The sequence below is a fragment of the Streptosporangium sp. NPDC001559 genome (assembly GCF_042893955.1).
In the GTDB taxonomy this organism is placed as follows: Bacteria; Actinomycetota; Actinomycetes; order Streptosporangiales; family Streptosporangiaceae; genus Streptosporangium.
The window spans coordinates 577,407-588,847 of record NZ_JBIAVG010000001.1 but is presented as its reverse complement, the minus strand read 5'-3'; the positions used below and the strand labels follow the sequence as shown (position 1 = coordinate 588,847).

Annotated in this window: 10 protein-coding genes; 8 read left to right on the top strand and 2 right to left on the bottom strand. The window is 70.7% G+C overall.

Features of this window, described 5'->3' with window-relative positions; genetic code table 11:
- Positions 1–54 precede the first annotated feature (54 nt).
- The 8 genes from ACFYY8_RS02630 to ACFYY8_RS02595 all read left to right on the top strand — a co-directional run bounded on the left by ACFYY8_RS02630 (position 55) and on the right by ACFYY8_RS02595 (position 7,842).
- Positions 55–1,080, top strand: a complete 1,026-nt coding sequence (locus tag ACFYY8_RS02630; RefSeq protein WP_390036407.1) for an NAD-dependent epimerase/dehydratase family protein — start codon at positions 55–57, stop codon at positions 1,078–1,080.
- Between the two features lie 40 nt (positions 1,081–1,120).
- Positions 1,121–1,864, top strand: a complete 744-nt coding sequence (locus tag ACFYY8_RS02625) for a hypothetical protein (RefSeq protein WP_390036405.1) — start codon at positions 1,121–1,123, stop codon at positions 1,862–1,864.
- Between the two features lie 38 nt (positions 1,865–1,902).
- The gene (locus tag ACFYY8_RS02620; protein ID WP_390036403.1) at positions 1,903–3,258 is read left to right on the top strand and encodes a hypothetical protein; all 1,356 of its coding nucleotides are present in this window, start codon (positions 1,903–1,905) and stop codon (positions 3,256–3,258) included.
- 17 nt (positions 3,259–3,275) lie between these two features.
- On the top strand, positions 3,276–4,340 hold the full coding sequence (locus tag ACFYY8_RS02615) for an NAD-dependent epimerase/dehydratase family protein (RefSeq protein WP_390036401.1): 1,065 nt from the start codon (positions 3,276–3,278) through the stop codon (positions 4,338–4,340).
- Positions 4,337–5,494: a DegT/DnrJ/EryC1/StrS family aminotransferase gene (locus tag ACFYY8_RS02610; protein WP_390036398.1), complete on the top strand. Its 1,158-nt coding sequence runs from the start codon at positions 4,337–4,339 to the stop codon at positions 5,492–5,494. Before ACFYY8_RS02615 ends, ACFYY8_RS02610 begins: the two co-directional genes overlap by 4 nt.
- Before the next feature lie 195 nt (positions 5,495–5,689).
- Positions 5,690–6,568 carry a glycosyltransferase family 2 protein gene (locus tag ACFYY8_RS02605; RefSeq protein ID WP_390036396.1) on the top strand — a complete coding sequence of 293 codons (879 nt, stop codon included), beginning with the start codon at positions 5,690–5,692 and terminating at the stop codon, positions 6,566–6,568.
- 92 nt (positions 6,569–6,660) lie between these two features.
- Positions 6,661–7,479 (top strand): phosphotransferase family protein, encoded by an 819-nt coding sequence (locus ACFYY8_RS02600; protein ID WP_390036394.1) that lies wholly within the window; start codon positions 6,661–6,663, stop codon positions 7,477–7,479.
- Positions 7,480–7,500: 21 nt separating this feature from the next.
- A complete protein-coding gene (locus tag ACFYY8_RS02595; protein ID WP_390036392.1) occupies positions 7,501–7,842 on the top strand; it encodes an alcohol dehydrogenase catalytic domain-containing protein in 342 nt (113 codons plus the stop codon).
- 12 nt (positions 7,843–7,854) lie between these two features.
- Here the strand turns inward: ACFYY8_RS02595 and ACFYY8_RS02590 are convergent, their stop codons facing one another.
- Both ACFYY8_RS02590 and ACFYY8_RS02585 read right to left on the bottom strand, forming a co-directional pair.
- Entirely contained in the window at positions 7,855–9,519 is a 1,665-nt protein-coding gene (locus ACFYY8_RS02590) for a PQQ-binding-like beta-propeller repeat protein (protein ID WP_390036390.1), read from the bottom strand.
- Between the two features lie 255 nt (positions 9,520–9,774).
- Positions 9,775–11,439, bottom strand: a complete 1,665-nt coding sequence (locus tag ACFYY8_RS02585; RefSeq protein WP_390036388.1) for a carboxylesterase/lipase family protein — start codon at positions 11,437–11,439, stop codon at positions 9,775–9,777.
- Positions 11,440–11,441: the final 2 nt, after the last annotated feature.

The window sequence follows — 11,441 nt, the reverse complement described above, 5'->3', positions numbered from 1 at the left end:
GGAGACACCTGCCGGTCCTCTTCGATGGGCCGGTGCCAGTCCAAGGGGGGCGCAGTGTCTTTGGAACAGCTCGCGGGCACGAAGGTATTGGTGACGGGGGCCGGGGGGCTGATCGGCAGCCGGTTGACGGCCCAACTGCGTCAACTCGGCGCGCGGCCGGTGTCGGTGTGCAAGATCGACGCCTATCCGCGGGACGTCTACCACCGCCACTTCGGGATCAGCCTGGACGATGAGGACTTCCACGTCGGCGACATCGCCGAGGCCGGGACGGTCGGCAAGCTGATCGGCGGGTGCGACTACGTGATCCACGCCGCGGCCCTGGCCGACGTGGCGGCCTGCACTCGTCGGCCGACAGCCGCCATCCAGACCAACATCGTCGGCACACAGCGGGTGTTGGAGGCCGCCGCTACGGCCTCCAACGTGCGGCGGGTGGTGTTCGTCTCCTCCGCCAGCGTCTACGGCAACCAGGACACCCATGACGGTGAGCCCGCTGTGTTCGCCGAGGACGCGCCGCTTCGCCCCGTGTCGGTCTACGGCGCCAGCAAGGCGTGGGGGGAGTTCCAGAGCGCCGTGGTGCTGCCGGAGGCGGGCGTCTCGTACACGAACGTCCGCTACTTCTCGGTCTACGGCGAACCGCAGATCATCAAGGAGAACAGCCACTCGTGGGTGGTGGCCTGGTTCTGCATGCGTGCCGCACTCGGTCTGCCGCTGCATCTGCACGGCGGCGGCCGGCAGGTACGCGACCTGGTGCACGTGGACGACATCGCCACCGGCACCCTGCACGCCCTGATCGCGCCTGCGGCGCACAACCAGACCGTCAACCTCGGCACCGGTCTCGGCACCACCATCCGCCAGGTGGCCGACCTGGTCCGCGTCCACTACCCCGACCTCACCGTGGACGACACACCGCTGCCGCCCGGTGACCCGCAGGGAGGCTACGCCTGCCCCCGCCGCATGACCGAGGCCCTCGGATGGCAGCCCGGGGTCACGGTCGCCGAGGGCGTCGCCCGATACGCCGCCTGGCTGCGGGAGACACCCACCGCCATCCCCGCCTGGTTGCGCGAGCCCACCGCCGCCTGAGAGATCGGCCCTGGTCCTTCTCACGAGGAAGAGCAAACGCATGCCGTCTGCCGTCTGGCTCAAGGACCTGGCCCGTACGGGTCGTCTGCCCGATCACCAGGTCATGGACCAGCCCACCCTGACGTGGATCGCCGAACACCGGCCCGCCGAGGCCTCTCGTACGGTGGCCGTGACGGACCCGCCCGGCCTGCTGACACCCGAACCCGCCTGGTTCACCAGCAGGCAGGCCGCCGACGGCATCCACGGCATCCGGCACAACGCCCGGGTCTGCCTGCTGGCCGGGCTACTGGCCCGCCAGCACCGTCTCGAACCCGACGAAGACTCCGCCGTACGGCTGGCAGCCGCCGTTCACGACTGCCGACGCCGCAACGACCGCGCCGACCCCGGGCACGGGCAGCGGGCCGCGTCCTGGCTGGCCCGCCACCACCCGGCCGTCACCGCCGCGTTCGACCTGGACCTTCCGGCGCGGTCGCTGACGGCCGCCGGGACGGCCATCGGCCTGCACGACATCCCCTACTCCTCCTTCTCCCCGGCCCACCACCACGCTCACCGGCGCGCCGAGCCTCTGACGGATCTGCTGAAAGCGGCCGACTGCCTGGATCGCTACCGGCTTCCGCTGACGCGGTGGTGGCCCGACACCTCACAGCTGCGGGTGCCGGTGCCGGACTGGCTGCACGGGATCGCCTTCGACCTGATGCTGCACAGCGAGCAGGCCCGTCTCGAGGGCGCCTCCCACCACGACGCCCTGGTCCACGCCCGCCAGATCATCTCCCACCTGCCTTAGGAGCGTTCGCCGTGCATCACGACCCGCCCCCTGCACCGATGTCCCTGTGGGAGGACGCCCACACCGACTACGGCCTCGGCCGCCACCCACGCCCGGCCCCTCAAGGGCTGGCCGCCAGCGACACCGAATGGCGCTCCTACCTTGAAGAGCAGACCCCGAACGGGTGGCTGCTGCGCTCGGGCTCCCTGCTGGAGACGCTGGCCGGCGGCCGGCCGATCTACCTGATGCACACCACGACCTACCTGGAGGCCATCCGCGCCAGCCGCCAGCTCTACCAGGCCGCCGGGTGCCTGGTCGGCGCGCTGTACTGCGCCCCGCTCACCCACCAGCCCGAGGGGTTGCGCCCGCACAACCTGGGGGCCTGGCTGCTGGAGACCAAACCCCACACCCGCACGATCGTCTTCGAGGTCACCCCCGGGCGTCCGGTCCCCGCCAAAGGGATCAACTACCTCCGGCTGGGCAGCGTCCACCTGCGTACCTACCTGGAGCACCGGGGTTTTCTCACCGAGGCTGAGGACGACCAGCTCCGGCGTACGGCCGTTGGCCGGGTACGGCAGGCAGCCGACGTCCTGGACGCGCTGCTGGCGGGTGCGTGCGGGAACGACACCCCCGCCGAGGTGTTCCTCGACCGGCTCGCCGCCACGGTGCCCGGGGTTCCCGCACTTGGCTACCTGTACTTCGAGGTCGTCGCCGAATACCTCATGCTGCACTCGACCAGCCGCCCGACCAAGGAGTGCGCCCAGGCCGGAGAGCTGAACAACCGCCTGTACAAACAGCTGGCGTTCGCGGCGGTCGACACGATGGGGGAACTGTTCGACCTGGCGCTGTTTCACCCCGGTCACGCACGGCTGCGGCACCTGGTCGAGCAGGTCGATCCCGCGCTGGCCGCCGGTGCGGCCGACTACGTTCGCCGCCGCCTGCCGCACCGGTTCGCCTGCATGGCGCTGACCGCCCGCCAGGACGCCGGCGCCGTCACCTTCCGTCAGGCCACCTTCGACACGCTGGCCACGACCGCCCCGGGACTGCTGGGCCAGATGCTTTTCCGGCTGCTGCGTACCAGCCCTCGCTACCCGCAGCTGTTCCCGATCATCGAGCAGGCCAAGGCGAGTGCCGTATCCGCCTACTGGAACCTCCAGGGCATTCCCACGCCGTTCAACGGCGTCATCCCGAAAGGAGAGATCGGCCTCAACCTGGCCTGGCCCGCCGGGATACGCGCCTGGACGGCCGAGACCTGCCAGCGGGGCCTGCTGCACCCCACCGAGGAACTCGCCCTGACCTTCGTGCCGCGCCTGGCCGATCTGCGCGAGACCGCGCTGGGCCGCGCCCGCTTCCCCCTGCCCGCCCCCGCCCCGACTCCGCCTTCGGCGTCGGCCTTCACCTCGAGAAACCACTGACCAAGGAGTTGAGCTTCATGCGTGTTGTGCTGCTCGGCGGCGCCGGATATCTGGGCGCCGTCGCCACCCGCCACCTGTCGGCGCTGGGCCACCATGTCACCGTGGTCGACGGCCTGATCTACGCCCGCGACGACGACCCGAAGCGTCTGCTGCCCACCGCCACGGCCTTCGTCAACGCCGACCTGCGCGACGTGGATGCTCTGCGCCGGGCGATGCGAGGCGCCGACGCCGTGGTGCACATGGGCGGCCTGGTCGGGGAACCGGCCTGCGCCGTCGACGAGCGCCTGGCCGTCGAGCTGAACTTCGCCTCCCCCGTCCTGGCCGCCGCGATCGCCCGTGACCTCGGCGTGCCGAACTACGTGCTGTTCTCCTCCTGTAGCGTCTACGGCCAGCACGAGGGCACCGTCGATGAGGACACCGCCCCGCATCCGCTGGGCATCTACGCCCGGACCAAGGTGCTGGCCGAAGAGCACGTCACCGGGATGCTGGACGGACAGGCCGGGGTGACGGTGCTGCGCCTGGCGACCGTGCACGGTCCGTCTCCGCGTCAGCGCCTGGACTCGGTGGCCAACCGCATGACCGCCCAGGCCGTGGCGACCGGCCGCATCCCGCTCAACGGCGGCTCCCAGCGCCGCCCCCTGGTGCACGTCGCCGACGTGGCCGAAGTCCTGGCCGCCGTCCTCGGCCACCCGGGCGGGCACGGCGTCTTGAACGTGGGGGCCGACGGTGAGAACTACACCATCACCCAGATCGCGCAGACCGTCGCGCGTGCCGTCCCGGGAACGCACATCGACCGCGGCCCCGAACGGGACGAGGCCGACGCCCGTGACTACCGGACCTCCTTCGGCCGCCTGGCGGACCTGCTGCCTGGCACCTGCCCGACCCCGCTGATCGACGGTGTCCGTCAGATCGCCGCCGCGATGGCCGACCAGCGCATCACCGACCCCGACCGGCCTGAGTACGACAACCTCAAGGGCCTGCGGGCCTGCCATGCCGCCGGTCGCCTGCAGGCGGTGCGCTCGGCCGAGTGCGACCGCCTGTGGCAGGAGTACGCCGACGCCTTCGGAGGTGTTCTCCGGTGACCGCGCAGACTCCCACCACGGTGGAGGTGCCCTGGAACCGGCCCAGTCTGGGCGAGGAGGAGATCGCCGAATTCGCCGGCACGGTGCGCTCGGGCTGGCTCACCCACGGCCCCAAGGCGACCGCGCTGGAGGAGGCTGTTCGTGAGGAACTCGGTGTCCGGGACGCCTTCGCTGTCTCCTCCTGCACCGCCGCCCTCCACCTGGCGTTGCTGGCGGCCGGGATCGGGGACGGAGACGAGGTGATCACCCCGAGCCTGACCTTCTGCGCCGGGCCGAACGTCATCCGGCAGGTAGGGGCACGACCGGTCTTCGCCGACGTCGAGCCCGTCACCTACAACCTGTGCCCCGAGCAGGCCGAAGCCGCGATCACTACCCGCACCAAAGCGATCATGGTCATGCACTACGGCGGCCACCCGGCCGACCTGGCCGCTTTCCGGGACCTGGCCGACCGGCACGGCCTGCTGCTGATCGAGGACGCCGCTCACGCGCTGCTGGCCCGACGCGGCGGACTACGTGCCGGGGCGGTCGGCGACCTGGGAGCCTTCAGCTTCTACGCCAACAAGGTGATCACCACCGGAGAGGGCGGCATCCTCTTCGGCCGCCGTGACCTCGTCGGCAAGGCCCGCCTGCTGGGGCGGCACGGCATCGACTCCTCGGTGTGGCAGCGCCACAACGGGCGCCACACCGCCGACTACGAGGTGGTTGAGGCGGGCCTGAAGTACGTGATGTCTGACCTGACCGCCGCGGTGGGCCTGCCGCAGTGGCGCAAACTGGCGGGCTTCACCGCGCGCCGCGCCGAGATCGCCGCCGCCTACACCGACGCCCTGAGCGGCCTGCCGGGCCTGGCCACCCCGACCGTCCTGCCCGGCGTCGAACCCGGCTGGTTCCTCTACTCGCTCTTCATCGACCCCGCCCGTGCCCCACTGACGCGTGAGGAGACAGCCGAGCGCCTGCTCACCCAGTACGGGATCGCGACCAGCCACCACTTCCGTCCGGTGCACACCCTGCGGTTCTACTCCGGCAGCGCCACCCGGCCTCTGCCGGTCACCGAGACCGCCGCCGCCCGGCAACTGTCGCTGCCCTGCTACCCCGCCATGACCGACGACCAGGTGCAACGAGTCATCACAGCCGTTCGCGCGCTGTGGGGACCCTGACGACACCCCAACGGGCGATCAGGCGGCATACCATGCCGCCTGATCGCCCTCCACTACTGATCTTCACCGATTAAGGTGGGCTGTCCGCAGCATGACGGCAACGTGGCGGCACAGTGAGCGGGCAACGAACACCCCACCATGACCCGGCGTCGGCGTCAGCGCGCTGTGAGGCAGCAAAGGAACCCAAGGAATCCGGTGAGCACGGACATCTCGCGCCCGTCAGTCGGCGCCGTGGTCTTGACCATGAACGACCGCCGCGTCGAGTTCCCCGCCGCCATGAACTCCCTGCTGTCGCAGGAAGGCATCGACCTGGACGTGGTGGTGGTCGGCAACGGCTGCGCACCCGAGCAGGTACCCGACGGCGTGCGGGCCGTCGAACTGCCGCAGAACGTCGGCATCCCCGAGGGCCGCAACATCGGCGCCGCCACCGTCAAGGGCAACCTTGTCTTCTTCTTCGACAACGACGCCGTCCTCCCCACCTGCGATGCCCTGGCCCGCCTGGCTGAGGAGTTCACCCACGACCCGCGCCGCGCGTTCGTCCAGCCGCGCATCGCCGACCCCGTCACCGGCCGCACCCTGCGACGCTGGGTGCCCCGACTGCGTGCCTCCCGCCCCGACCGGGGCGGCACCGTGACCGTCATGGCCGAAGGCGTCGTCATGGTCCGCCGTGAGGCGTTCGAGAACGCCGGCGGCTGGCCAGGGCACTTCTTCCTCTTCCACGAAGGAGTGGACCTGGCCTGGCGGCTGTGGGAGCGCGGCTGGACCGGCCACTACGCCCCCCATGTCGTCGTCCACCACCCGGCCACCAACCCGGCCCGACATGCCGCCTTCTACCGCCTCAACGCCCGCAACCGAGTCTGGCTGGCCCTGCGTAACCTGCCCGCCCCGCTGATCCCCCTCAACCTCGCCACCTGGGCCCTGGTCACCCTGTGGCGTCTGCGAAATCTCGCGGCGCTGCGCGCGTCCGTTGCCGGACTCGCCGAAGGACTACGGGGAGGCCACGGCGCCCGCACGCCGATGCGCTGGACCACCGTGGCCCGGCTCATCCGGGCAGGACGACCTCCCATCTGCTGACCAGCACGTGACGGCCGCACCCTCGGATAGTCTCAAGGACCTTCCTTCCCCTGGGGAAAGGGCCAGAGACAGAGAGGGCGTACAGCAGACACATGGCCGACCGGTTCAGCACCCACCATCTCGAACTCGGCGACAGCGTCGTGATCAAGCGGTACGCGTCATGGAACCGGGGAGAGCCGCATCGGGAGTGGACGGCGCTGACGCTCCTGGCCGAACACGCCCCCGGCCTCGCCCCCACCCCTGTGGAGGCCGCGCTCGACGGCGACCCTCCGGTGATCACGATGAGCAGGCTCCCCGGCCACGTCCTGCGTGGAACACACGCCACCGATGAGCAGATCGGCGCGCTGGCCGCCGCCCTGAACCGGCTGCACCGGATTCCCGCCGCGGTGGTGCGGACGCTTCAGCCCGCCCCCTGGGGGCCCGCCGTGGCCGTCGACAAGGTCCGCACCTGGGCCGACAAACAGCCTGACCTCGGCGACGACCCTCTCGTGCGGCGCGCCTACCAGGCCGGGGTCTCCTGGCTGTCCTCGACCGCGCCGGACGAACTCACCGTGAATCCGTTCCCGCCCGTCATCGGCCTGGCGGACGGCAACCACGCCAACTACCTCTGGGACGACCACGAGCGCCGGATCCGGCTGGTCGACTGGGAGGACTCCGGCCGCAACGACCGCGCCTTCGAACTCGGCGAGGTGACCGAACACATCTCCCGCCTCGACGGCTCCCTCGACGCGGAGGAACTGCTGGCCCACCTCGACCTCGCTCCGCAGGAGGCCAGGCGAGTGCACGACTTCCGCCGCCTCATCGCCCTGATGTGGTTCCTCCAGCTCGGCCCTGACGGACCGGCGACACCCCACAATCCGGCGGGCACCTTGGAGCGCCAGGCCAGAAGCGTTCTGCGGCTGTTCGGCTGAGGCTCTCGGCTCAATGGTTTCGTGACCTTCTCAGCCAGGAGTTCCAGCGTCGGCGGTGAGGTGCTCATCCGGGTCCTGGCGAGTGGCGTGAATCCCGTGGACGTCTCCGTCAGGTCGGGGGTCTATCCGATTCTGGGTGAGCCCGGCTTCGGGGTGGGGCGGGATGTTTCCGGCGTCGTGGAGGAAGCCAGTCCGGGGGCTCGGTTCAAGGTGGGCGACGAGCGCGAAAGCCTTCAAGCGCGAGTCCAACGTGGCTCCCGGTGGATACCGCCGTACGGTCAGGACGGCCTGACGACAGGACGGCGTTGGGCCGGGGGAGGTGCGGCCCCCGGCCCTTCCCTCAGGGAGAGCCCACTCCCTTGAGGGAGATCGGGGTCACAGGCCGAAGGCCAGCAGGACCGAACCGTGGTCGGGGTTGGGGTACGGGGTGAACATGTAGCCGGAGTTGACGTAGACCATCCCGTGCGAGACGACCGCGCCGCCCGCTCCGGAGACGGCGCCACCGCGTCCGGGCAGGCCGTTGACGCCCTGGACCTCGGTGATCGTGTCGTGGGTCCACAGCACCTCACCGGTGCGCGAGGAGTAGGCCCGCATCTTGCCGTCCATGCTGCCCAGCCACACCAGGCCCGGGGTGGTGGTCACGGCGGGGCCGTGGCCGAGCTGGCAGACGTTCGGGTACTGCGCGGCACCGCCGGTGGTGCAGCCGTCCGCCGGGTTGGGGGTCTTCCAGATGATGTGGCCGTCGGCCGGGTTGATCGCGAACAGGGTGCCCGGCCTGCCCATGTAGGTCGAGACGTACAGGCGCCGGCCGTCGAAGCTGGTGCCCCACTGGATGCCGGACAGGCCGCCGCTGGGCATCGGCTCGGAGAGCTGACGCTGCCAGACGATCTTTCCGGTCCTGGCGTCGAGCACGTGGTAGACCCCGGCCTTCTGCCCGATGCCGACCAGGTGCCTGCCACCGGCGGTGAACAGGTTGGGCGCGGCGCCCAGGTCGAAGTCGAGCGCGGTTCCCTGGTCGAGGTTCGGGCAGTACTGCTTGTCCTCGGGAGTACGGGCCGAGCACTCGATCCGCCAGGTGTCGACGTCGGTCATCTTCCTGGTCCAGCGGGCCTTGCCGGTCGTGAGGTCCAGCGCCAGGACCGAGTCGTAGTTTCCGGCGCTTCCGGTGTAGTTCTGCCCGGTCCCGACATACAGGGTGCGGGTGGCCGGGTCGATGGCCGGGGTGCTCCACACACCCGCCCCGGACGGCTCGTACCTCGGCACGCCGTTGGGCCAGGTGCCGTTCTGCTTGGGCTCGGGCACCGTGTAGTAACGCCAGACCTGCTCGCCGGTCTCGGCGTTCAGCGCGTCGATGTGGCCGCGGAAGGTGCAGCAGGGGAAGGTCTTGCCCATGATGTTCTGGCCGCTGGAGACACCGACGTAGACGCGTCCGCCGAAGACGATCGGCGAACTGGTCACGCCGGAGGAGACCTCGGTGTCGATCTGCCGGGCCCAGGCCAGCTTGCCGGTGCGCTGCTCAAGGGCGTAGAAGTAGCCCCGGCCGTCACCGAAGTAGACCTTGCCCCCGGAGACGGCGGCCCCGTCCTGCACCACGGCGCGGAAGCTCGCGGGACCGACGGTGCTCAGGTCGAAGTCCCACTTCGCGGCGCCGGTCCGCGCGTCCCGGGCGTAGAAGTGGCCGTCCGGAGCGCCGAAGTAGATCGTGTCGCCGACGACGGCGGGCTGGCTGTGCGGTGTGCCCGCGTTCTTGGGGAAGGCGAAGGCCCACTTCAGCTTGAGCTGCCCCACGTTGGCCGGGGTGAGCCTGCGCTCGAAGGGATTGGAGCGCGAACCGCTCAGATCCTTCTGCCAGGACGCCCAGTCGCCGGGGAGGGAGTGCCCGCCGAGCGCCTCAGCGGTCGCCTCGGTGGTCTGGGCGGTGTCGTCGGGGGGCGCGGCGTTCGCCGTGAGAGGCGTGTTCAGCAGCAGGGTCAGGCACGACGCGGCGACGACCGCGGTCGATCTGAGCACTTTTCCACTGCGGATGGAACGTGTTCCCATGATCTTCTCTCCATGTGTGGTCCCGGGGCGGAGTGCGCCGTACCGGGAACGGGGAGGCCGGTTGTCGCGTGGGCCGGCCTCTTTCGGTGCGGCCCACGGGACCCGGGGCGGTCCTTTGGGCCGGTTACGACGGGCGGGCACGATGGTGGAGGACGGTCAACCGGCACGCGGGGGCAGGGCGGAACAGCCGGTGAGCCAGGCCGTACACGGGAAGGCGCGCGTCGGATCGTCCGGTCACCGGCTGTGGCGTGCCGCTCAGTGCGTGAAGGCCGCGTACTTCTGCCAGAAGCCGCAGTGGTGCTGCTTGGCGATCTCCTCGGTCAGCTGGCTGTCACCGGCCGGCACGAGAGACATGACCGTCGGGTGCGAGCGGGTGTACCTGGACCAGTACGGCGTGCCGTCCACCGTCGGGTTGCCGGTCTTGGCGAACCCGGTCCACTGGGAGACCAGCTGCCTGCCGAAGGCCTGCTGGTTGCCGTTCAGGTCGGTCCTGGGGAAGATCAGGAACGGCACCTCGTTGATGTGGTACGACCCGTTCGGCTTGGTCGCGTCCAGGAAGAACAGCGGCGGGGCGTCGGCGTTGTCCACCTGGAAGCCGAAGACCGGGATGTGCCGGGACAGCCGCTCGTCGTTCAGCAGGGCGGGACAGACGGAGTTGGAGTCGGCCACGAGGGTCCGGTAGGCGATGAACGCCGAGGGCTCGGGGAAGCGCTTCAGCGGGTAGCGCTTGAACACCTCGGGGGCGAGGGTGTCGTACTGCTCCTTGACCAGCCTCTCGTAGTCCGCGGGGGTGTTGGCCCCGGGGAGCTGGGTCTCGTCGCGGTCGACGCCGTGCATGAGGGAGACCCGGTTTATCCGGCCGGTGGCGAACGCCTCGGCGGGTGACAGGGGCAGCACCGTGCCGTCCACGATCGGGGCCAGCGTGCCCTTGTCGGGGCCGAGGCCGTCGCCCGCCTTCTCCAGCAGGGTCTTGGCGGGCACCGCGCGCAGGCAGGCGGCCACGTCCGCGGCGTCCCCGCAGCCGACGGCGGCGGCGAACCGGTCGCCCGTCTGCTGCGCCTCCGCCTCGGTCGGCAGGTCGGCCTTGCAGTCCTGGGTCTGCCACATGGTCTCGTGGCCGCGCAGCGAGTTGTACTCGCCGCTCTGCGAGATGCCCTTCTGGAACAGCCCCCGCGACAGCGGCGAGGTGGTGTGGGCGCACACGCTGGACCCTCCGGCGGAGGCGCCGTAGATGGTCACGTTGCGCGGGTCGCCGCCGAACCGGGAGATGTTGCGCTGGACCCAGCGCAGCGCCTCCTGCTGGTCGCGCAGCGCCCAGTTGCCCGAGCGGGCGCCCAGCGCCTTGTGCGCCAGGAAGCCGAGGATGCCGAGCCGGTAGTCCACGCTGACGTGGACGACACGGCCCGCGCCGGCCAGGTAGGTCCCGTCGGAGGAGGAGCCGAGCCGGAACCCGCCGCCGTGGAACTCGACCATCACGGCCAGCGGCGTGCCGCCGGCGTCGGCGGGAGCGGCGACGTTCAGCTTCAGGCAGTCCTCGTTGAAGGTCTCGGGAGTGAGGAACGCGGGCTGCGGGCAGGGCGTGGAACGCTGGGTGGCCTGCAGGGCCTCCGTCCACGGGGCATGCCGCTCGGGTGGCGCCCAGCGCAGTTCGCCGACGGGCGGCGCGGCGTAGGGGACGCTGAGCCAGGACTTGACGCCGTTGGTGACCAGGCCGCACACCGGACCCTGGTCGGTCTGCACGGTGGTGTCGGGGGCACAGTCGGGGGCCGCCGTCTGCGGGGCCGCGGCGGTCGGCGCGCCCGCAGGAGCGCTCGGCGCGGCGGAGGCCAGAGCGGTGGGAACCGAGGAGGTGAGGGTCAGGGCCGCCGCGACGAGTGACACGCCCACGGTGAACGTGAAGTGCCGTTTCTTCGTCTTCATGT

Bases quoted from the DNA above. Each gene is read 5' to 3' on its own strand.
- ACFYY8_RS02585 (WP_390036388.1), bottom strand. From the start codon at position 11,439: ATGAAGACGAAGAAACGGCACTTCACGTTCACCGTGGGCGTGTCACTC.
- ACFYY8_RS02625 (WP_390036405.1), top strand. From the start codon at position 1,121: ATGCCGTCTGCCGTCTGGCTCAAGGACCTGGCCCGTACGGGTCGTCTG.
- ACFYY8_RS02620 (WP_390036403.1), top strand. From the start codon at position 1,903: ATGTCCCTGTGGGAGGACGCCCACACCGACTACGGCCTCGGCCGCCAC.
- ACFYY8_RS02615 (WP_390036401.1), top strand. From the start codon at position 3,276: ATGCGTGTTGTGCTGCTCGGCGGCGCCGGATATCTGGGCGCCGTCGCC.
- ACFYY8_RS02600 (WP_390036394.1), top strand. From the start codon at position 6,661: ATGGCCGACCGGTTCAGCACCCACCATCTCGAACTCGGCGACAGCGTC.
- ACFYY8_RS02590 (WP_390036390.1), bottom strand. From the start codon at position 9,519: ATGGGAACACGTTCCATCCGCAGTGGAAAAGTGCTCAGATCGACCGCG.